The 21,761-nt window shown below is 64.3% G+C and carries 17 protein-coding genes; 14 read left to right on the top strand and 3 right to left on the bottom strand.

The features are described 5' to 3' along the window. Window positions 1–122: 122 nt before the first annotated feature. Entirely contained in the window at window positions 123–1,559 is a 1,437-nt protein-coding gene (locus CXQ88_RS02940; protein ID WP_104042634.1) for a PucR family transcriptional regulator, read from the bottom strand. 156 nt (window positions 1,560–1,715) lie between these two features. On the opposite strand from CXQ88_RS02940, the gene CXQ88_RS02935 reads away from it, so the two are divergent. From CXQ88_RS02935 to CXQ88_RS02900, 8 genes are all read left to right on the top strand, one after another. After that, window positions 1,716–3,146 (top strand): gamma-aminobutyraldehyde dehydrogenase, encoded by a 1,431-nt coding sequence (locus CXQ88_RS02935; RefSeq protein ID WP_104042731.1) that lies wholly within the window; start codon window positions 1,716–1,718, stop codon window positions 3,144–3,146. Window positions 3,147–3,273: 127 nt separating this feature from the next. Beyond that, a complete protein-coding gene (gabT, locus tag CXQ88_RS02930) occupies window positions 3,274–4,644 on the top strand; it encodes a 4-aminobutyrate--2-oxoglutarate transaminase (protein ID WP_104042633.1) in 1,371 nt (456 codons plus the stop codon). 587 nt (window positions 4,645–5,231) lie between these two features. Then, on the top strand, window positions 5,232–5,795 hold the full coding sequence (locus CXQ88_RS02925) for a hypothetical protein (protein WP_146069161.1): 564 nt from the start codon (window positions 5,232–5,234) through the stop codon (window positions 5,793–5,795). Beyond that, on the top strand, window positions 5,792–7,243 hold the full coding sequence (gene pelF, locus CXQ88_RS02920) for a GT4 family glycosyltransferase PelF (protein ID WP_104042631.1): 1,452 nt from the start codon (window positions 5,792–5,794) through the stop codon (window positions 7,241–7,243). Before CXQ88_RS02925 ends, pelF begins: the two co-directional genes overlap by 4 nt. Beyond that, window positions 7,227–8,888 (top strand): hypothetical protein, encoded by a 1,662-nt coding sequence (locus CXQ88_RS02915; protein ID WP_104042630.1) that lies wholly within the window; start codon window positions 7,227–7,229, stop codon window positions 8,886–8,888. The genes pelF and CXQ88_RS02915 overlap by 17 nt, the downstream gene beginning before the upstream one ends. Continuing rightward, window positions 8,888–9,904 (top strand): hypothetical protein, encoded by a 1,017-nt coding sequence (locus tag CXQ88_RS02910; protein ID WP_104042629.1) that lies wholly within the window; start codon window positions 8,888–8,890, stop codon window positions 9,902–9,904. The genes CXQ88_RS02915 and CXQ88_RS02910 overlap by 1 nt, the downstream gene beginning before the upstream one ends. 134 nt (window positions 9,905–10,038) lie before the next feature. Then, a complete protein-coding gene (locus CXQ88_RS02905; protein ID WP_104042628.1) occupies window positions 10,039–10,770 on the top strand; it encodes a hypothetical protein in 732 nt (243 codons plus the stop codon). Next, window positions 10,767–11,570, top strand: coding sequence for a spherulation-specific family 4 protein (locus CXQ88_RS02900; protein WP_181037384.1), 804 nt, complete (start codon window positions 10,767–10,769; stop codon window positions 11,568–11,570). The genes CXQ88_RS02905 and CXQ88_RS02900 overlap by 4 nt, the downstream gene beginning before the upstream one ends. Window positions 11,571–11,591: 21 nt before the next feature. Here the strand turns inward: CXQ88_RS02900 and rarD are convergent, their stop codons facing one another. Next, a complete protein-coding gene (rarD, locus tag CXQ88_RS02895; protein WP_258061659.1) occupies window positions 11,592–12,515 on the bottom strand; it encodes an EamA family transporter RarD in 924 nt (307 codons plus the stop codon). Window positions 12,516–12,752: 237 nt separating this feature from the next. Here rarD and CXQ88_RS02890 point away from each other — a divergent pair, with 237 nt between their 5' ends. Together CXQ88_RS02890 and CXQ88_RS02885 are read left to right on the top strand one after the other, a co-directional pair. Then, on the top strand, window positions 12,753–13,751 hold the full coding sequence (locus CXQ88_RS02890; RefSeq protein ID WP_104042625.1) for a DNA topoisomerase IB: 999 nt from the start codon (window positions 12,753–12,755) through the stop codon (window positions 13,749–13,751). Between the two features lie 102 nt (window positions 13,752–13,853). Further along, entirely contained in the window at window positions 13,854–15,299 is a 1,446-nt protein-coding gene (locus CXQ88_RS02885; protein WP_104042624.1) for an FAD-dependent oxidoreductase, read from the top strand. Here the strand turns inward: CXQ88_RS02885 and galE are convergent. Continuing rightward, window positions 15,296–16,315: a UDP-glucose 4-epimerase GalE gene (gene galE, locus CXQ88_RS02880; RefSeq protein ID WP_104042730.1), complete on the bottom strand. Its 1,020-nt coding sequence runs from the start codon at window positions 16,313–16,315 to the stop codon at window positions 15,296–15,298. The two genes, CXQ88_RS02885 and galE, sit on opposite strands and share 4 nt — an antisense overlap. A gap of 202 nt (window positions 16,316–16,517) precedes the next feature. Here galE and CXQ88_RS02875 point away from each other — a divergent pair, with 202 nt between their 5' ends. From CXQ88_RS02875 to CXQ88_RS02860, 4 genes are all read left to right on the top strand, one after another. Then, window positions 16,518–17,867 (top strand): GAF domain-containing protein, encoded by a 1,350-nt coding sequence (locus CXQ88_RS02875; protein WP_104042623.1) that lies wholly within the window; start codon window positions 16,518–16,520, stop codon window positions 17,865–17,867. An 81-nt stretch (window positions 17,868–17,948) separates the two neighbouring features. Further along, on the top strand, window positions 17,949–19,472 hold the full coding sequence (exaC, locus tag CXQ88_RS02870; RefSeq protein ID WP_104042622.1) for an acetaldehyde dehydrogenase ExaC: 1,524 nt from the start codon (window positions 17,949–17,951) through the stop codon (window positions 19,470–19,472). Window positions 19,473–19,475: 3 nt separating this feature from the next. Beyond that, window positions 19,476–19,886 carry a DUF779 domain-containing protein gene (locus CXQ88_RS02865; RefSeq protein WP_104042621.1) on the top strand — a complete coding sequence of 137 codons (411 nt, stop codon included), beginning with the start codon at window positions 19,476–19,478 and terminating at the stop codon, window positions 19,884–19,886. A gap of 174 nt (window positions 19,887–20,060) precedes the next feature. After that, window positions 20,061–21,608, top strand: a complete 1,548-nt coding sequence (locus CXQ88_RS02860; protein WP_104042620.1) for an amino acid permease — start codon at window positions 20,061–20,063, stop codon at window positions 21,606–21,608. Window positions 21,609–21,761 lie beyond the last annotated feature (153 nt).

The following is a 21,761-nucleotide window of genomic DNA, read 5'->3' as shown; positions in this document are numbered from 1 at the left end:
TAAGGGAACCCTCCCCGCTACCTCCCCAATCTCGCAAGCTCGATTGGGGCCCCTCGGTAGCGTGGGCCCAGGCGGGGCCCCTCCGGGGGGGGGCAACGGGGCAGGATCCGCTGCTGTGCCGGCTACTTTCCCTGGCGCGCGGACAGCCGGGCCACCGCCAGTGCCAGCCACAGCTGCACGCGGTCGGTGGTGACAGCGGGGTCGTAACCCGTCAGTTCGGTGATCTGCGCCAGCCGGTAGCGGACCGTGTTCCGGTGCAGGGTGAGTTCCTCGGCGACGGCGGCCACGGACCCGTTGTTGTTGAGGTAGCTTTCCAGCGTGGTCATCAGTTCTGCGCCGTGGGCGGCGTCGAAGGTCCGGAGCGGATTCAGGGACTCGTGGGCCATGTCAGCCAGCGGCACGTCCTCACTGGCCAGCAGCAGCGACGTCAGGCTCAGCCGCTCCGGCTCGTTGACGGGGAGTCCGTGGCTGGCAGCGTCGCGCGCCTCGAAGTAGCTCCAGCGCAGGCCGTTCGGCTTGGTGTACGCGCCGCCGATGCCGATGGTCGCGTGGATGCCCGCCTCAGCCAGGTGGTCACTCAGCTTCCGCGCGAGTGCCGGCGCCGCGCCGCCGTCATCGTTCATCACCAGCATCAAATCCTTGCCGACGACGGCGGCCACCGCGTCCTCCAGCTCCCGCGGCACCGAGGTGCTCACCAGGGCTTTGTGGTGCGCAGCGGAGACGGCCAGCAGGACCACATTCTTGCGGGTGCTGTTCACGCCGACTCCGGCCAGGCGGCGCTGGGCCTCACTGGTTTCCAGCGCCCCGTGGATCACGTCCTCCAGCACCTGCCCGCACAGGGCACGCTCGGACTGGCGCTGCTTGACCATGTTGTTGAGTTCAACGCTGATCAGGTTCTGGGCGTAGCCGATGATGCCCGAGTCCTCGAAGGGCTTGCGAACCCACAGCGTGCAGGCGTCGCGCCGGCCGGTGGGGATGGGGTACGAGGCCCAGGTGTCCGCCTGCGGGGTGTCCTTGCTGCTGTTGTACAGCTGGGCGGTGAACTGGGTGAGGGCAATGTCCGCCCGGAGCATGCCGCCCAAATGTTTGAGGAGCTCTGCCAGGCCGCCTCCCGTGAGCAGTGCGCGCGCCAGCACCTGGTGCCCGGCGATCAGGCGCTCGAGTTTGGCGTAGTGGTCCGCTGACTGGGCGTCCGCCACCAGCTTGCCGATGGCGATGAACGGCGTCGCGTAGGGGACCTCCACCACGGGCAGGCCCCAGCGGTTCGCCTCAGCGAGCAGGGCAGGCGGCACGGCCTCATGCGAAAGCCCCACACCGAAACCTATGCCCACGGCACCGGCTCGCTGCACCTGCCGGACGAACCGCCGCTGCTCCGGGGCCGACTTCAGGCGCAGGCCGGTGGTGAGGATCAGTTCGCCACCGTTGATGAACCGCTGCGGGTCCTCCAGCTCGGTTACTGCCACCCAGTTGATGTCCTGGTGCCAGGTGGTCTCGGCAACCCCTGCCTTGGACAGGTTCAGGGATTTGACACCCAGAAGGGCAGCGAGGGAAATGGCCATGAACCAAGGATAAAGGGGCGCTAGGCAACCGCACTAACAAGCAGCGGAAAGGGTGTGCAGGTGGCTATTCACGGCACAGGGGTGCTGGCATAGGCTCAAGTCAGTCAAATCCATCCGCCTTGCCGCCGATGGCCCCCAGGAAAGAGGTTGCACACCGTGGTCCAAACCTTGCAGAACTTCATCAACGGGACGTTCGTTACGCCTGCCGGCACCGGCATGCTGGACATCGTCAACCCCACCAACGGTGACGTTGTGGCGCACTCGCCCATCTCCGTCCAGCAAGACGTTGATGCAGCCATGGCTTCCGCCAAGGAGGCCTTCAAGACCTGGAAGCACGTCACGCCCGGGCAGCGGCAGTTGATGCTGCTGAAGCTCGCAGACGCCGTCGAAGCCAACAGCGACGAATTGGTGGAGGCGCAGCACCGCAATACCGGCCAGGTGCGTTCGCTGATTGCCTCGGAGGAAATTGCCGCCGGCGCGGACCAGTTGCGCTTCTTTGCCGGAGCCGCGCGCATCCTTGAAGGCAAGTCCGCCGGCGAATACTTCGAAGGCCACACCTCCTACGTGCGCCGCGAACCCATCGGCGTAGTGGCCCAGGTGGCCCCCTGGAACTACCCGTTCCTGATGGCCATCTGGAAAATCGGCCCCGCGCTCGCAGCCGGCAACACCGTGGTGCTGAAGCCCTCGGACACCACGCCCGAATCCACCCTGGTCCTGGCCCGCCTCGCCGGGGACATCCTGCCGGCAGGTGTGCTCAACGTGGTGCTGGGCACCGGCAAGACCGGCGCCATGATGGTGGACCACAAGGTCCCGGGCCTGGTGTCCATCACCGGTTCGGTCCGCGCCGGCATCGCCGTCGCCTCCGGTGCTGCCAAGGGCCTCAAGCGGGCCCACCTGGAGCTCGGCGGCAAGGCCCCGGCCATCGTCTTCAAGGACGCGGACATCAAGAAGAGCGCCGCGGCGATCGCCGAGTTCGCTTTCTTCAACGCCGGGCAGGACTGCACCGCCATCACCCGCGTGCTGGTGGAGGATTCCGTGCATGACGACGTAGTGGCCGCCATGGTGGAGCACACCAGGACCCTGCACACCGGTTCCCAGAACGACGAAGACAACTACTTCGGCCCGCTGAACAACGTCAACCACTTCAACCAGGTCACCTCGGTGGTGGAGAACCTCCCCGCGCACTGCCGGATCGAAACCGGCGGACACCGGGCGGGGGAGAAGGGCTTCTTCTTCGAGCCCACCATCGTCACCGGCGCAAAGCAGTCGGACAACATCGTCCAGCAGGAAACGTTCGGCCCCGTCATCACCGTGCAGAAGTTCAGCACGGAGGAGGAAGCCGTGGAACTGGCCAACGATGTGGACTACGCCCTGGCCTCCAGCGTTTGGACCACCAACCACGGCACCGCCATGCGCCTGAGCCGGGACCTGGACTTCGGCGCCGTCTGGATCAACACCCATATCCTGCTCACCGCCGAAATGCCCCATGGCGGCTTCAAGCAGTCCGGCTACGGCAAGGACCTCTCCATGTACGGCGTTGAGGACTACACGCGCATCAAGCACGTGATGTCCGCACTCGACTCGTAATCCCCACTGGCCCCCTCACCTCGCTCCGCTTCGGCCAGGGAACCCTCCCCACCGGCCCCCTCACCTCGCTCCGCTTCGGCCAGGGAACCCTGCCGGTGTGGGCCCAATAAGCAAGAAAGGCTTTCCCATGACTGCCACCGCATCAGACATCACCTTCCGCCTGGAGCAGAAGCGGCGCATCCAGGCCGACTTTCCGGGCCCCAAGTCGCTGGCCCTGGCCGAGCGGCGCAAAGCCGTGGTCGCCGCGGGCGTCGCCTCCGGCGTCCCCGTCTACGTTGCAGACGCCGACGGCGGCATCATCCACGACGTCGACGGCAACTCCTTCATTGACCTGGGGTCAGGCATCGCCGTGACCAGCGTCGGGGCCTCTGATCCCGCCGTCGTAGGCGCCGTGAAGGAGGCAGTGGAGCACTTCACCCACACCTGCTTCATGGTCACCCCGTACGAAGGCTACGTCGCCGTGGCCGAGCAGCTGAACCGCCTCACCCCGGGCGACCACGAAAAGCGCACAGTCCTTTTCAACTCCGGCGCCGAGGCAGTTGAGAACGCCGTCAAGGTGGCCCGCCTGGCCACCGGGCGTGACGCCGTCGTGGCTTTCGACCACGCCTACCACGGCCGCACCAACCTCACCATGGCGCTGACCGCCAAGGCCATGCCGTACAAGACCAACTTCGGTCCGTTCGCGCCCGAGGTCTACCGCATGCCCATGAGCTACCCGTACCGCGAGGAAAACCCGGAGATCACCGGTGCCGAGGCGGCCAAGCGCGCCATCACCATGATCGAAAAGCAGATCGGCGGCGACCAGGTCGCCGCGATCATCATCGAGCCCATCCAGGGCGAAGGCGGCTTCATCGTCCCGGCCGAGGGCTTCCTCCCCGCACTGGCCGAATGGGCCAAGGAGAAGGGCATCGTCTTCATCGCCGATGAGGTCCAGTCCGGTTTCTGCCGTACCGGTGAATGGTTCGCCGTCAACCACGAAGGCGTCATCCCGGACATCATGACCCTGGCCAAGGGGATCGCCGGCGGCATGCCGCTGTCCGCCATCACCGGCCGGGCAGACCTGCTCGACGCCGTCCACCCGGGCGGCCTGGGCGGCACATACGGCGGCAACCCCGTAGCCTGCGCGGCCGCGCTGGCATCCATCGGCTCAATGGAGGAATACGGCCTCGCAGGCCGCGCCCGCCACATCGAAGCGGTGGCCACCACCCGGCTGCATGAACTGCAATCCGAACTGGCCGGCGCCGGCTCTGCCGTGATCGGCGACGTCCGCGGCCGTGGCGCCATGCTGGCCATCGAACTGGTCCAGGCTGGCTCCAAGGAGCCGAACCCGGAACTGACAAAGTCTGTGGCCGCCGCCTGCCTCAAGGAAGGCGTCATCATCCTCACCTGCGGCACCTACGGCAACGTGATCCGCCTGCTGCCGCCGCTGGTCATCACCGATGAACTGCTCAACGACGGCCTGGACGTCCTGGCCGCCGCCATTAAGGCCAACGCGTAACGCAGGGAGTAAGTCCCAGCTGAATCGCAAAAAGGCAGCATCCCGGCACAATGCCGGGGTGTTGCCTTTTTTGTTGGGTGCCGTCCTCGGTTAGGGCTGCTACCCATCCCCCTAATGTAGCGGCAAAACTACCTAATTCCCCCCGAGTCATCATGGGAGAACACCTAAACACCCCGGTCCACGGGAAGCGCTCTGCAAGTATCCCTACGAATGTTTTTGAAGTACCGGGTACTCGTGTTCGGCCTCGAAACGCCTCGTAGTTTAGACACACCGGCGGGCTATGCAGCGGCTCCTGGAACGCTAACTCGGAGGAGATTCGTTATGAAACCCCTCGCTACTATCGGACACCCGAAAGAGACACTTGCAGTCGCCGACAACGTCCGTCCGATGCCTCGTGCAAAGGGCGGCGTACCCATCTCACTGATCTGTTATTCGCGACCTCGTAGCCGGGCCGCGGCTCCGAGGGGACCGGTGAGTGGAGCCTCCACCTGCATAGGGAATGCCTACGCCGACATGACTGGACCCCTGAAGCGGAAGCGACGCCCCATGGCCAATGACACCATCTTGCTCGAGACAGGGGAATTGCAATGACACAGCTTACAACGGGAACCGAGGACCGGACCGTCCACACAGCCGCCGCCGAATTTACCTCTGCGGACAAACCCCGCCATCCTGGTCGGCGCCTTTTCGGGAAAGGCGAACCTCATGCCCCACAGCCTTATGCAGTGGTGGAGCAGAGCGACCTCATTGATAACCGGGAAGCCGATCTATGGGATGAAGGCCGCGCGGCGGCCCGTGCCGGAAACCATGAGAGGGCTGTCACCTGCTTCGTAGAGGAAGCAGAAGCACGCTCCAGGCAAGGCAGCCACGGACGCGCGGCGATAGCGTTCCGGACGGCCGCAGAAGAGGCACGCTTGCAGGGAATGGCCTCGCAGCGCGACCAGTTGCTTGAGCGGGCCGCGGCGTCATATACGGATGCAGCGGAGCGCAACGGGCTCGCTCAGGACGCCACGCACCAGGCGTGGATCTCCGCCGCCAAGTGCTTCCTCCAGCTGCAGCAGTTGGACCAGGCTGCCTGGTGCATCGAGCAGGCCCGCACGGTGACTGACCCCAGCAGCTCTGTTGACGAGAGCGTCAAGACGCCGTTATGAAAATTTTACTGACCACCGAAGGCACCTACCCCTACTTTCAAGGGGGAGTGTCGACGTGGGCACATGAACTGGTCAATGGCCTGCCCGAGCACGAGTTTGTGGTCGCTGCGGTCATTGGCGGCCCCGATGTGACGCGTGCCTTCAGCGTCCCGGAAAACACGCGCATCGTGCCCATCCCGCTATGGGGAACGGAGAAGGTGGAAGAGTATGTCCAACCGACTCCCGAGACCCGGCGACGGGACTCACTGCGGGGAAAGTCACGGGAAAAGGCGCTGGTCGAGCTGCTCCTGCCGGCATACGAGGAGTTGATCGGGCACCTCCTCGCAACCCGGGATCCTCACGCCCTCGGTGCAGCCATCGCTGACATAGCCAAGTACTGCGAGAGCAACGATCTGCATGAGGGATTGCGTGACCCCCGATGCTGGCAATTGGTCCGCACCCGGCTCAGCGAGCATCCGCTCCTCACTGACATCTCCATGGCCGACGCCATCGACTTCGCCCGTTCCCTGTATCGCTACCTGACGCCCCTGGCAGTTCCTCTGCCGGACGTGGACGTAGCGCATACGTCTGGTGCTGCGCTCTGCGCCCTGCCTGCACTCGCCGCCAAGCTGCACCGCGGCGTCCCGCTGCTCCTGACGGAGCACGGGGTCTACGTCCGGGAACGTGTCCTTCATCTGGTCCGAAACGACACTCCACTCCTACGAAAGGTGCTGCTGGGCAATCTCTACCGAGCCATTGCCCGTTGCGCCTACACGCATGCCGACGTCGTCCTGCCGGTCTGTGCGTACAACACCAATTGGGAGTATGAGTTGGGCGCTGATCCCGCCCGCCTGCAGGTGGTCCATAATGGCGTCAACCCTAACGAGTTCGTTCCGCGAGATGTAGAGCTGGACAGGCCGACGATTGCCTACGTCGGTCGCATCGAACCGCTCAAGGACATCCTGGGGCTCATCACCGCCCTCCACCTGGTCCGCCGCGAGATCCCCGACGTGCTCCTGCGCATCTACGGCCCTGAGGATGACCGCCGATATGCCCAGCGTTGCCGGTTGGCCGTGGGAACCCTGCAGCTTGAGGATAACGTTGTGTTCGAAGGGGCAACAAACGACCCTGTCCTGGCATATCAGGAGTCGGATGTTGTGGTGCTCTGCTCGGTGTCCGAGGGCTTTCCCTACACCGTGGTAGAGGCGATGTGCACTGGCCGTCCGGTCGTTGCGACTGCAGTCGGCGGCGTACCTGAGGCATTGAACCGCCCCGAGTTACTCGTTGAGCCGCAGAATCCGCAGGCGTTAGCAGACGCACTCGTCGCCCTTTTCCGGCAGACCCCCGCGCAACGCGCCGCGATCGGTGCGGAGTTCCGGGAGCGCGCTGTCGAGTTGTTCTCACAGGAGCGCTTCCTTGAGGCGTACCGTTCCCTCTACTTGGAGTTTGCCCATGACTACGTTGCCTGAGGGCCGCTCCCTGAATGACTTCACTATGGGTTTCGACGAACTGGGCCCGGACCTGCACGCCGAGGCCCGTTCTGTCGCGGGCCGGACCCGCCAAGCGCAGGATGCCTTTGAGGTGGCAGTGATCCTCGCGACCCTGGGCTACAGCGACCAGCGAGCACGTGAGTTGGGGTGCCGGGATGTTTTCGAGCTCGCCGAGAAGGTGACGTCACTCTTGCCGCTCTATGGCGGCCCGGTGGATGAGCCTCCGGTCGGTACCGTCGACCAAGCACCGGATCCTTCGCCTGGACCCGACCGAATGAGTTTGGGACTACTCGCCCGATCGTTGCTCTATTCAGCGCCGTGGATTATCGCCGTCCTCGCGCTGCTTATCGCTCGAGTGTCCTTCTGGTCCACAATCACCCCGCAAATGTTTTCTACTACCGTCAGCCTGGCCTTGTTCGCGGCCCTGATCGTTACCGGTGGGTTTATGCAGGCATTTGCACGGAGAGGGCTGTTCTATTCCCTGCAACACAGCGAAACCCTGCTGCGCTGGGCCCTGCGTTGGACGTTGGGAGCGGGCCTGGCGGCATTACTCGTGGTAATTGGTGGCGGCTATCTGATTTTGGAGTATGGGCTGCAGGCGTACACACCTGCGGCGAACAGGTCATTCCTGTTCTTCGGACTCTCCATCGGCGTCTTGCTCCTGGCTTTTTCGCCACTCTACCTCGCCCGAGCGCTGCGGGAAGTGGTTATTGCAGCCAGCGCCGGCGGGCTCGTTTCCATAGTCGGCGGGTTGTGGATCATCGATGGGAACTACATCAACCTTTTCACCGCCCAATGGGTCCAGTTCGGTGCCTTGTGGACGGCGGTGGTTGTGGCCGTGCTGTTTGATGTTCCTGTCCTGCGGCGGCTCGCCGCACCGCCCGTGGAGGTCGACGACGACAAGGGAGTGGACGACCGGCAGGTTCTTTCACCGCGGCTTGGACCGGTGGCGCGGTCAGTACGGCCATACTGGGCCTACGGAACAGGATTCTTTGTGCTCCTCGTGATTGATCAGCTCGTCGCGGGAGGCCTATGGATGGGGACGTTCAACTACAACGGGCTTTACCAGGTAGGTGTCGGGACGGGCCTGCTCGTCCTTGTTCCGACACTCACCTACGCGATCGCCGCCGGTTACCTGCTGCCGGCAACTGTTCGGCGCGAGATGAGGCGGCACCGGATCTCCGGCAGCGAGGGAATTAACCGCGTGATGCTCGCTTTCTACCGCCGGCACCTGGTGATGACCGTGCTTGTCGGGGTGCTTAGTGGTGCCCTGCTGTTGGTTGCCACAGATTGGCTCGCCACGGTGAGCCTGCTTACCGTACACCTCCAGTTGGCCAAAGATGTGTACACCGGTTCCTTGGTGGGCTACCTGTTGTTGGGAATTGGAGCCTTCAACACCGGGCAGTTGTTCAGCCTGGGCAGGGCGCGACTGTCCGCGGCCGTCGTTTGGGCCGCAGCGGCGGTGTCCCTCGCCATAGGACTCGTACTTTCGTACGGCTGGGACGACATTTTGGGCCCCGTCACCGGGCTGGTGACCGGTTCAGCAGTGTTCGCCATTGCGACAACGGTTGCCACCTACCGCATGTTCCGTCGATTCGACCTCAGCTACTTCAGGGCGTTCTGATGAAAATACCCAAGACCATCGTCGCCGTCGTGGCCGCCCTCGGGCTCACCGCTGCCGGCGCCGCAACCGCCAGCAGCATGTTGAACGAAGGTGCAACTGTCCTCGCCTCATCGGGTCAGTGGCAACTCCTGCGGACTGCAGAAGGCACCCTCATGGACAATCCCTTTGACCGGGCCATCACGGCCCGGGAGGTGCAGGACACCTACGAGTTCAACGGTGACACCGACCCTGCGCTGGCATTCGTACGCGCAACCGACGACGGCCTTCAGGTGGGCGTGGAGCCGATGCCCGACGCCGAGGCCCACAATGGTTATTTTGCGGTTACCCACGATGCTTATCCGGAGACCAGCATCTTCCATGTGCGGATGTCGAAACAACCCGGACAAATCCAGTCCGCCACGGAAGTCGGCCAAGCCGTCTTCGCCGTGCAGACGGCCTCCACCAAGATCACCGGCCTGATCAATTTCATCGTGCTGTCGGCCGACAGCACAGAGGGAATGACCTCCTGGAGGGTGGGGTACATGTACGGCCACGTGCGGAACGCCGAGTACGTCAACTACTACAGCACCGAGCCGTCGGTGGACTCGCCGGACACGCGGGATATCACCCTCCGCACGGACGGCCGGCGAACGCTGACAGTCTGGTTCGGCGAGGAACAGGTGTTCCACTCCGACCAGCTCGACATGGATATCCAGGCACCGTACCAGCCGTACCTCGAGGTGCAGGCCGTGAAGACGCCGTACTTCTCCTCGTTCCAGAACTTCTGGGTAACGGAGGATGACGACTTGCAGCTGACCGGTCTGCCCGAGGGCTCCGACGTCAGGCTGGTGGACAACCAGGGTGCCGTGCTGAGTGAGACGTCGGCGAGGGCTGGAGGGACTGCGACCCTGGAACTTGCGCCCTACGCCGCGAAAGGCAGTGGCACCCTGGAGATAATCGAGCCGGGGCGCGAGCTCGTCAGGCTGGGGTCCTTCGATTACGCAGGCGGCGACGAACTCCAGTTGGTGACCAACTGATGCCCGGGAGGCGCGGCCCAGGTATCACCTCGTTCCTGCGAACCCTCATCGCACCGGCTGGGTCAGCGGAGGCAGGGCGAACCGTTCCGACATCCGGCAGGGGTGCCGATACTAATCTGGTCAACGCCTCGAAAATGTGGCCTTTTGCCATCTACTACGGGTGGCCGAGCTACGTCAACGGCGCCCACAGCAAAGTGGCTCGGGCCATCACTGCATTCGACGGCTACAGAATGGTGGTGTTCGGTGATGACACCGCGACGCCGGACGGCGATCCCTTGGCGGCCCCCATCATGGCAGGGGTCGCTGCCCGAGGGGGAGTCCCGTACGGGTACGTGACAGTCGGCGCCGCGGACGGCGAGCCAAACCACTCCTTGGAAGAGCTGCGCGAGCGTCTCGACGCGTGGTGCAGGCTCGGCGCCCGTGGAGTGCTCCTCGACTGCGCCGGTGCTGACTACGGGGTAACCCGGGCCCGGTTCGACGCCGTGGTGCGGTACACACACTCGCTGGGGTTGAGCGTGTTGGCGAACGCGTGGAACCCTGACGACGTCCTGGCCCGCTCACTCACCATGGGTCCGGGAGATGGCTACTTGGGAGAAAACGACGTGCTGTCGGATGGTCAGTTCCTGTCGCCGGCCACGTACAAGCCGAAGCTGGCGAAGATGGCGGCGTACAAGGCGAAGCTGGGGATTACCCTCTACGAAACAGCCACCAGCTACGACCTCCAGCACGCTGACGCCCTGACGGCGCAGGTGATGGCGGCGCTGCAGGGCTACAACATTGACGCCTTCCACCTCACGGACCCCATTTACAGCTGCTCGGACAACGTCCTGATCAGGCCCCCCGCAGGACTGGCGGACGGCCAGTGACACCTGCAGCAGCCGGTCGCAAGCGCCTGGCTGCTGCAGTGCTAACGTCAGCACTGCTCTGCGTCTTGGCCGGTTGTGGGCTGGGCGACCCGGCCCCTCCTACTCCGCTACCGCCGGTCAAGCCCGGTGATCTGCACATCGCCGTCCCCGCCTACGTTGACCCGACCGATGCGCTCTACTGGGAGTCGGTGATCGACGCCGCGCCGCAGCTCCGCGACGTCATCGTTAACCCCAGTGACGGGCCCGGGGCAGCGGTTTCCGAACAGCACGTCCGGCTCATCGGGACTCTGCGCGACGCTGGGGTACGGGTGCTGGGCTACGTCATGACGGGGTGGGGCGGCCGAAACCCCGAAGAGGTGACGCGTGATATTGACCGCTGGCGGGATTGGTACGGCGTGGATGACATCTTCCTGGACGAGGCGGCCTCGGTACCGGGGGAGATCGGGACCTACGCAGACTATGTCGCCGGGATCCATCGAACCGGTGGTATTTCAGTTCTCAATCCGGGGATAATCCCTGACCGTGGCTACTTCGAATTCGCCGATGCGATTGTGACCTTCGAGGATCCGTTTGCCGGTTACTTTTCAAGCGAGGAACCCCCGCAGTGGCTTAGGACGGAGACGCGCACCGAGGTGTGGCACATTATCAGCGGCGCTCCGGAGGACCGGCTCGGTGATGTGCTGAACCGAGCCCGGCAGCAGGGGGCGGGGAAAATTTTCGTGACCGACGACCAAGAACCGAATCCGTACGACAGCCTTCCGACCTACTGGTTAGAGAAGCGGGACTCCGTCGACGGGTAGCCCGTGGCCGGTCGCCGCAAACTATCCTGCCTGGGAGCGCCGAGTCCGTTTGGCCGCCAGGTTTTTGCGGGCGGTCCGCAGCATATCCACCGTGAGGACCAGCAACGCCAACCAGACCACGCCGAACCCGATCCAGCGGTCCAGGGTCATCGCTTCGCGGAAAACCACCAGGGCGAGGATGAACTGGAGCAGGGGTGCGAAGTACTGGAGCAGTCCGATGGTGGTCATGGGGAGTCGTCGGGCCGAGGCCCCGAAGAACAGAAGGGGAACGGCAGTGATCACGCCGGAGGCCAGCAGCAGCCAGAAGTGGCCCGGTCCCTGCGTGGTCAGCGTGGCGGTTCCGGCAGCGGCAAGGTAGATCATGGTGACCGCGGCAAACGGGGCCAGCACCATGGTCTCCACACTGAGGCTCGTGGCGGCATCCACCTTGGGGCCAACGCGCTTCTTGACGAAGCCGTAGAGGCCAAAGCTGAAGGCAAGGGTCAGGGCGATCCACGGCAGCTTGCCATAGGAGTACGTGAGGACGCCCACCGCAACGAACCCGATGGCCACTGCCGCCCACTGCAGCGGGCGGAGCTTCTCCTTCAGCACAAAGACGCCCAGTAAGACGGAGACCAGCGGGTTGATGAAATAGCCGAGTGAGGCTTCCACGGCCTGGCCGGTGGTCACCCCGTAGGTGTAGGTCAGCCAGTTGACAGCGATCAGGAAGGCCGCAAGGGCCAGGGAACCAAACACAGTACGGTCCCTAAGGGCACGGGCCAAGGCGGACCAGGAGCGGGTCACGGTGATGAGGAGCGCGCAGAACAGCAGCGACCACACCACACGGTTCGCCACGATTTCGACGGCGCCCGCCGGCATGAGGACGAAGAAGTACAGGGGTAGCAGCCCCCACAGCCCGTAGGCCCCGATGCCAAAGAGGATTCCCGCCGTCGTTTCTTTATCCACCGCCTTGGGAGGCGCCCCCTTAGGGCCGGCCGCCGCCGGTGCCGCTGGTGCCTGAGCGGCAGGCGCCGGGACGGCGGGCGACGCCGGGGGAACAGCCGGAGCAGGGACGCGGGCAGTGGAAGGGGATCCATCGGGAGAAGGCACGACATCCATAACATCAGTCCCAGGGCAGGTATTCCGGCAAATAGTCAGTAGGCTTGCTTTTATGATATTTGCCGATCGGCCAGAGGCTACCTGATGAGGCTCCGGCGCAGCAACGCCTCGGGCCGCGGTTACCGCCGGGTCGCCGCTGGCAAGGGCTTCAGCTACCGGGACCTCGATGGTTCAACGCTGCCGCCCGGCGATGTCCGGGAACGGCTGGAGAGCATTGGCATCCCCCCAGCCTGGACTGACGTGTGGATCGCTCCGTTTGAAAACGGCCATATCCAGGCCACCGGGATGGATGCAGTGGGCCGGCGGCAGTACATCTACCATCCGGAGTGGCGGGAACGTAAGGACCGGGTCAAGTTCGACCGGGCCCTGCAGTTGGCTGAATCGCTTCCCGCCGCCCGCCGGAGGGTCACTATGGACCTGCGCGGTGAAGGCTTCTCCCGGGACCGCGTCCTCGCCGGGGCGTTCAGGATGCTGGACAGCGGCTCGCTGCGCGTGGGGTCCGAGCGGTACACCAACGAGAACGGCAGCCATGGGCTGGCCACCCTCCTCTGCGCCCACGTCCAGGTGCGCAAGGACAGGATCCTCCTGAGGTTTCCGGGCAAGAGCGGCAAGGACTGGGAGTCGGAAATCCGCGACGCCGACCTTGCCGCCCTCCTGCGCCTGCTCAAGCGCCGCGGCGCCAATGCCAGGCTCATGGCCTACAAGGAAGGCCGGCACTGGCGCCCCGTCACCAGCGCCGACATCAATGCCTACGTCAAGGAACGGACCGGCTCGGACTTCACCGCCAAGGACTTCCGCACACTGCGGGGCACTGTGGCTGCTGCCGCAAGCCTCGCCCGGACCGGCGCCCAGCGGACGGCGGCCAAACGCAAGAGGGCCATCAGCCGGGCAATGATGGAAGCGTCCGAGGTGCTGGGCAACACGCCCTCGATCGCCCGCAAGAGCTACGTGGACCCGCGCGTGCTGGACCACTATCACGAGGGCGAAACCATTGACCCCAAGCGGCCCGACTCCGCGGAATCGGAGTTGCGGGCGCTCCTTTACCGCGAAGGCAACGTCGTCCCGCTGGAGAAAAGCGGTTAGTGCACTGCGTTACGGGCAGCAGTGTGCCGCGGAACGGCCAATTAGAATAAGTGATTGTGCGCTGCTCCTGCCGCGCAATGTCATCGGTCAGAAGGGTCCCAGTTGTCCAACCACGGCGAAACCACCCCCGCACGTCCCCTTCGCGTAGCAATTGTGGGCGCGGGACCGGCCGGCGTCTACGCTGCGGACATCCTCACCAAGTCCAGGGGCGTGGCGGACGGCGACTTCGAGGTCAGCATCGACCTCTTTGAGGCCTACCCTGCGCCGTACGGGTTGATCCGCTACGGCGTGGCGCCGGACCACCCCCGGATCAAGGGGATCGTTAATGCCCTCCACAAGGTCCTGGACCGCGGCGACATCCGGTTCCTGGGCAATGTGACCTACGGCCGGGACCTCACCCTGCACGATTTCCGCGCCTTCTACGACGCCGTCATCTTCTCCACCGGCGCCATCAAGGACGCGGACCTGAACATCCCGGGCATCGACCTGCAGGGCTCCTTCGGCGGGGCGGACTTCGTTTCCTGGTACGACGGCCACCCCGATGTTCCCCGTGAGTGGCCGCTGGAGGCCAAAGAAATCGCCGTCCTCGGTAATGGCAACGTGGCCCTGGACGTGGCCCGGATGCTGGTGAAGCACCCAGAGGAACTGCTGACCACCGAGATCCCGGACAACGTCTATCAGGGCCTGAAGGCTTCGCCGGTCACGGACGTGCACGTCTTCGGCCGCCGCGGCCCGGCCCAGGTGAAGTTCACGCCCTTGGAGCTGCGGGAGCTCAGCCACATGAATGACGTGGACATTGTGCTTTACCCGGAGGACTTCGAGTTTGATGAAGCCTCCGATGAGGCGATCCGCAGCAACAACCAGATCAAGACCATGGTCAACACGCTGACCAACTGGCTGGTGGAGGAGCATACCGAGTCCGAAAACCCGTCCTCCCGCCGCCTGCACCTGCACTTCCTGCACAGCCCGGTTGAAATTTACGACGACGGCGGCTTGGGCAAGGTGGGCGGGATCAAGTTTGAGCGCATGCAGCTTGATGGCACGGGCAACGCCAAGGGAACGGGTGAATTCATCGACTACCCCGTGCAGGCGGTTTACCGTGCCATCGGTTACCACGGTTCGGCCCTGGACGAGCTGGAGTACGACGCAAAGCGCGGTGTCATCCCCAATGAGGGCGGCCGCGTGCTGGACGTCGAAGGCAAGCCCGTACCGGGGATCTACGCCACCGGCTGGATCAAGCGCGGACCCGTGGGCCTGATCGGCCACACCAAGGGCGACGCCCTGGAAACCATTGGATTCCTGCTCGAGGACCGGCTCACCCTGCCGCCCGCCCAGAACCCTGACCCGCAGGCCATCATCGACCTGCTGGAAGAGCGCGGAATCGAATACACCACCTGGGAAGGCTGGAACAAGCTCGACGCCCACGAAGCAGGACTGGGTGCAGCGTGGACCGGTCCGGAAGGCACGGACCACGTGGTGCGCGAACGCATCAAGGTGGTGCCGCGCGAGGAGATGATCCGTATCTCCCGCGGGACGGGCAGCAACTAGCCGTCTGAGGAGTAACCCACGGGGTTTGTCTGCTGCCACCGCCAGTGGTCTTGGCACATTTGGCGGAGATCCCTGTGGGCGGCCCAGCTCAAGTCGGCGAGGGCAGCAGACGGATCAGCGTAGCTGACCGCGGAGTCTCCCGGGCGCCGTCCTGTAATTTCGTAGGGTATGGGACGGCCCACCGCAGCACCAAAGGCCTCGATAACCTCCAGGACGGAGGAGCCCCTGCCGGTGCCAAGGTTCCACCGGAACACGCCTTTCCGGTTCGCCAGGTACCCCAGCGCGGCCAGGTGACCGGCGGCCAAGTCCATCACATGAATATAGTCGCGGACGCCAGTGCCGTCAGCCGTTGGATAGTCGTCGCCGAAGACCATGACCTTGTTCCGGCGCCCCACAGCGACCTGGGCGACAAATGGCAGTAGGTTATTGGGAACCCCAACGGGGTCTTCACCTATCAGTCCGCTTTCATGCGCGCCAACCGGGTTAAAGTACCGGAGGAGGGCGATGCTCCAGTCGGTGTCAGCAGCACCAAGATCAGTGAGAATGTCTTCGATGTGTTCCTTGGTCCGCCCGTACGGGTTAGTCGCATCCAGCGGAGCTTTTTCGGTCAGCGGCACATCTTGCGAAGCCCCATAGACAGTGGCAGAGGAGCTGAAGACCAGCCGGCGGACCCCGTGGGCCTCCATGCCGTGCAGCAGGTTCAGTGTGCCAACAATGTTGTTCTGGTAGTAGCGCAGCGGCTGTTCGACAGATTCCCCGACCGCTTTGAGTCCGGCGAAGTGGATGACGGCCTCGAAGTTACCCTCGGCTAAAAGATTACTGACAGCCTCTGCGTTCAGAAGGTCCAACTCCCGGAATTCCAGGCTCCTGCCAGACAGCTGCTGCACTCGGCGGAGTGACTCAAGGTTCGAGTTCACCAGATTGTCCAGAACTACCACGTTGTGCCCTTCCTCGAGGAGGCAAAGCGTAGTGTGTGATCCGATGTAACCGGCCCCGCCGGTGACCAATACCTTCATGCACCACAGCATATGAGTGTCAGTGGTAGAGCGGAACTCTTTCAAGCGGAAGCGAGTGCAGAAAGCCTTATGACCTGGGTTATGTGGCCCTGTGCATTCGGCAGACGCCGGGGGATTGGCCTTGTACTGGGCGGATAGACTGTTGCCACATATGCTCCTGCCGGGTGAACCAGTGCCCGCCGGAAGTACGACGGGGAGTTCGATGGGGAACCTGACTCAGGACGGTGGCGGCTTGCCGTTGCAGCGCGCTGCCCTGGCGGCCCATGAACAGCTTGACAGCGGTGGCTTTTCTGATGCCCCCGGCGCGCTGCGGAAACTCATCAGGGAGTCCTGGCAACGGTCCGCCAGCCTCAAAGCGAATCCGGACAACCCGGCCGCACCGCTGGCCATTGACGGGAACGAGCTGGAGGACTACCGCCGGCAGCACCCGTTGGCCGCCATCATGCCGGTCATCAACAGGCTCCTGGTCCAGCCCAGCCACGACAGCGGTCTGCTGGTGGCCGTGGGGGATGAGGTGGGCCGGCTGCTCTGGGTGGAGGGTGACCCCGCGCTGCAGAGGAGGGCGGAGGGCATGATGTTCGTGCCCGGCGCCGACTGGTCCGAGGCCACCGTTGGCACCAGTGCGCCGGGTACTGCCCTCGCCCTGGGCCGCGGCATCCAGATCGCCGGTGCGGAGCACTACCAGCGGGCCGTCCACGCCTGGAGCTGCACCGCTGTCCCGTTCCACGACCCCGACTCCGGGGCAGTGCTGGGGGTCGTGGACATCACCGGCAAGGCCACCGCAGTGGCACCCCACACGCTTTCACTCGTGGAGGCAACCGTGGCGGCGGCCCAGGCACAACTGCGCGTCGAGCGCCTGCAGCATGCTGCCCAGCTCACCACCAGGCCGGCACGACGGCGTTCGCAGAGTACCGCTTCCCGCTCACAGGGCCAAACCACCAGGGACGGCAGCCTCTACAGGAACAGCATGCAACTGTTGGGCCGCGACCAGGCCCTGCTGAGCCTGCGCGGCAGAACCGTTGCGCTGTCTGCCCGGCACAGTGAAATTCTGGCGTTGCTGAGCACCCACCCCGACGGGCTCAGCGCCGAGGAGCTCAGCATCCTGCTTTATCCCGGGGACGGTTCCGCCATCACGCTGAGGGCGGAGATGGTGCGCCTGCGCAAAGTCCTTCAGCAACTCGATCCGGACGCCGTTCCGGGTTCCCGGCCGTACCGTCTTCCCCTGGACTTGGTGCCCGACAGTGCCCAGGTGCTGAGCTGCCTTCAGCGCGGTGCCCACCGGATCGCCCTGGAAATCTACCGCGGCGCCGTGCTTCCCAGGTCCGAGGCGCCCGGCATCATCGACCTGCGGAACAAGGTGTCCTCGCTGCTGCGGGAAGCAGTCATGACAGACGGCAGCGCCGAGTCGCTGCTCAGGTACGCAGAGCTTCCGGAGGCAAGGAACGACGTCGACGTCCGCAGTGCCGCGCTCCGCCTCCTTCCGGCCCGCTCGCCCAAGCGCGCCGCCGTCGTCGCGGACCTGGAACGGCTGGAAGCCGAACTGCGCGCCTAAGGTGCAACCTTGCTGCAACCTTCCCGCTCCTACGCTGGCTCCATCGGCGAAAGCCTGATCTGCACAGCAAAGGAGCTAGCAATGACTGTTTACGCACAGCCCGGAACCGAGGGCTCGAAGGTCACGTTCAAGGACCGCTACGAGAACTGGATCGGCGGGGAATGGGTGGCCCCGGTGAAGGGCCAGTACTTCGAGAACATCACGCCGGTGACGGGCAAGGCCTTCTGCGAAGTGGCCCGCGGCACGGCCGAGGACATTGAGCTGGCGCTGGATGCAGCGCACAAGGTTGCACCGTCGTGGGGCAAAACGTCCGTGGCCGAGCGCGCCGCGATTTTGAACAAGATTGCCGACCGGATCGACGAGAACCTGGAAATGCTGGCGGTGGCTGAGTCCTGGGACAACGGCAAACCCATCCGCGAGACCCTGAACGCTGACCTTCCGCTCGCGGCCGACCACTTCCGCTATTTTGCCTCGGCCGTCCGCGCCCAGGAAGGCAGGCTGTCCCAGCTCGACGACGACACCACCGCCTACCACTTCCACGAACCGCTCGGAGTCGTAGGCCAGATCATCCCCTGGAACTTCCCGATCCTGATGGCCGTGTGGAAGCTGGCCCCGGCGCTCGCCGCCGGCAACGCCGTGGTGCTCAAGCCGGCCGAGCAGACGCCGTCGTCCATCCTGGTGCTGATGGAACTCATCGGCGACCTGCTGCCGGCAGGCGTCATCAACGTGGTCAACGGGTTCGGCGTGGAAGCAGGCAAGCCGCTGGCTTCCAGCCCCCGGATCCGCAAGATCGCGTTCACTGGCGAGACCACCACCGGCCGCCTCATCAGCCAGTACGCCAGCCAGAACCTCATTCCTGTCACCCTGGAGTTGGGCGGCAAGAGCCCGAACATCTTCTTCAACGACGTCGCCCAGGACAACGACGCGTTCTACGACAAGGCGCAGGAGGGCTTCGCGCTGTTCGCCTTCAACCAGGGCGAAGTGTGCACCTGCCCCTCGCGTGCGCTGGTGCAGGAAGACATCTACGACTCGTTCATGGCCGACGCCATCGCCCGGGTGGAGAAAATGGTCCAGGGCAACCCGCTGGACACCGAAACGCAGGTGGGTGCCCAGGCCTCGAACGACCAGCTGGAAAAGATCCTCTCCTACATCGACATCGGCAAGCAGGAGGGCGCCAAGGTCCTCACCGGAGGCGGCCGGGCAGAGCTCCCTGGCGACCTGGCCGGCGGCTACTACGTCCAGCCGACAGTCTTCGAAGGCCACAACAAGATGCGGATTTTCCAGGAGGAGATCTTCGGCCCGGTGGTGGCCGTGACGAAGTTCAGCGATTACAGCGACGCCATGGGCCTGGCCAATGACACCCTTTACGGGCTGGGTGCGGGTGTCTGGTCCCGCAACGGCAACGTTGCCTACCGCGCCGGCCGCGAGATCCAGGCCGGGCGCGTCTGGGTCAACAACTACCACGCCTACCCGGCAGGGGCCGCCTTCGGAGGGTACAAGTCCTCAGGCATCGGACGTGAAAACCACGCGATGATGCTGGACCACTACCAGCAGACCAAGAACCTGCTGGTCAGCTACAACGAAAACAAGCTGGGCTTCTTCTAAGCCATGGCTGCGGCAAGCGCGATCGACGCCGCGGTGACGCTGCCCGGGGAGGACTTCTCCCGGGTGGCGCTCACGCCAGCGGCCGCAGAACTGCTGCGGAAGCTTTGGCTTCAGCACGGCCCACTGATGTTCCACCAGTCCGGCGGGTGCTGCGACGGGTCCTCGCCCATGTGTTACCTGAAAGGCGACCTCCTCACCGGTGACTCCGATGTCCTGCTGGGCCTGTTCGATGTCTCTGATGGCCTGGAACCCCGGCCCCTGGAGTTCTGGATGTCCCGGGAGCAGTTCAACTACTGGAGCCACACGCACCTGACCGTTGACGTGGTGCCGGGCCGGGGCAGCGGCTTTTCGGTGGAAGCGCCGGAAGGCAAGCGGTTCCTGATCCGGTCCACGTTGATGGACTGGCCTGCGTAATAGTTCGATCCAGAAGCACTTGAGGCCCTCCATGTGGAGGGCCTCAAGTGCTTTCGCAGAACAGAGTTCGGCAGGAAGGCCGTCTCACCATTCGAAACAATTGGGACCGTCCAGTGGATGGACACTATCGTTGATAGGTCTGTTTCCATCAGAAATCAGGATTGTGATCCCCCTATGAACCTTCTCCGGACCAAATCTATCGAGCAGTCCATGGCTGACGCCGATGAACCCGGACGCAAGCTCAAGCGCTCCCTCAGCACCTGGGACCTTATGATCATGGGCGTCGCCGTGGCCGTGGGCGCCGGTATCTTCTCAGTCGGCGCCAAGGCAGCAGCCAACTTTTCCGGCCCTGCGGTCACGCTGTCCTTCGCGATCGCCGCCATCACCTGCGCCCTTGCCATCATGTGCTACGCCGAGTTTGCCACCGCCATCCCCGTGGCAGGTTCCGCCTACGTCTTCACCTACGCCACGATGGGCGAACTCCTTGCCTGGATCATCGGCTGGAACCTGATCCTCGAGCTCTTCACCGCCGCCGCGGTCATCGCCAAATACTGGGGCATCTACCTCAGCAAGGTCTTCGCCCTGATGGGTGCGGACATCCCCGCTGCGCTTTCCCTCGGAGGCGTGGAGCTTTACTGGGGCGCGTTCCTGATCGTTGCCGTGTTTACGGTGCTGCTGGTGCTGGGCACCAAGCTGTCTGCCCGCGTAGGAAACATCTTCACCCTGATCAAAATCGCCGTGGTCCTCTTTGTGATCGTCGTGGGCTTCACCTACGTGAAGTTTGAGAACTACAGCCCGTTCATCCCGGCCGCCGAGCCCACCGGCGGAACCGGCACCGCCGACGTCCTGAAGCAGTCGTTCTTCGGCTTCCTCACCGGAGCGGCTCCGGCACAGTACGGCACCCTCGGCATCTTTGCCGGCGCTGCACTGGTGTTCTTCGCCTTCATCGGCTTCGACGTGGTGGCCACCTCTGCGGAGGAAGTCAAGAACCCCCAGAAGACCCTGCCGCGCGGTATTTTCGGCGGTCTGGCCGTGGTGACACTGCTCTACATCCTGGTTTCCCTCGCCCTGACCGGCATGGTGTCCTACACCCAGCTGGCCGAGGCGGAGAGCCCCACGCTTACCACCGCCTTCGAAGCAGTGGGCGACACATCCGCGGCCAAGGTCATCGCCTTCGGATCCCTGGTGGGCCTGACCACCGTGATCATGGTGCTCCTTATGGGCCTGTCCCGTGTGGTCCTTGCCATGAGCCGCGACGGCCTCCTGCCGCGTGCACTGTCCAAGACCAGCGAGAAGCGGTCCACCCCGGTGCGGCTCCAGATCATCTGCGGCGCCGCCGTTGCGCTGGTAGCCGGCCTCACGAACGTGGACCTGCTTGAGGAAATGATCAACATCGGCACGCTGTCCGCGTTTGTGGTGGTCAGCCTTGGCATCCTGGTGCTGCGCAAGAAGCGCCCAGACCTGAAGCCGGCCTTCCGCGTCCCGTTCGGCAAGGTCCTGCCGATTGTTTCCGCCGTGCTGTGCCTCTACCTGATGACCAACCTTGCCGTTGAGACCTGGATCTTCTTTGCCATCTGGCTGGCGATCGGTCTTGCCATCTACTTCGCCTACGGCCAGCGCCATTCCCTGCTGAACGAGCGTTTCCGTGAGGCGAACACCGCCGTCAATGGCGCCTCCGTTCCAGCCGGCAAGAACGACGAGGACGAACTGACCCGCGCCTGACACCGCTCGAACTGCTTCACCAGCAACACAAACCGCCCGCTTGATCCCTGATCAAGCGGGCGGTTTTGCTTTACCCCGCCCGGCTATGCCCGGAATTGCACGTGCAGGCCGCCGGGCTTTGGAGTTCAATGAGTGGACCGAAGGCGGGCCAAA

This window comes from Arthrobacter sp. ZGTC412 (assembly GCF_002929215.1).
Classification (GTDB): domain Bacteria; phylum Actinomycetota; class Actinomycetes; order Actinomycetales; family Micrococcaceae; genus Arthrobacter.
Note: the sequence above shows the minus strand (reverse complement) of the source record. Positions and strands in the feature narration are given on the sequence as shown.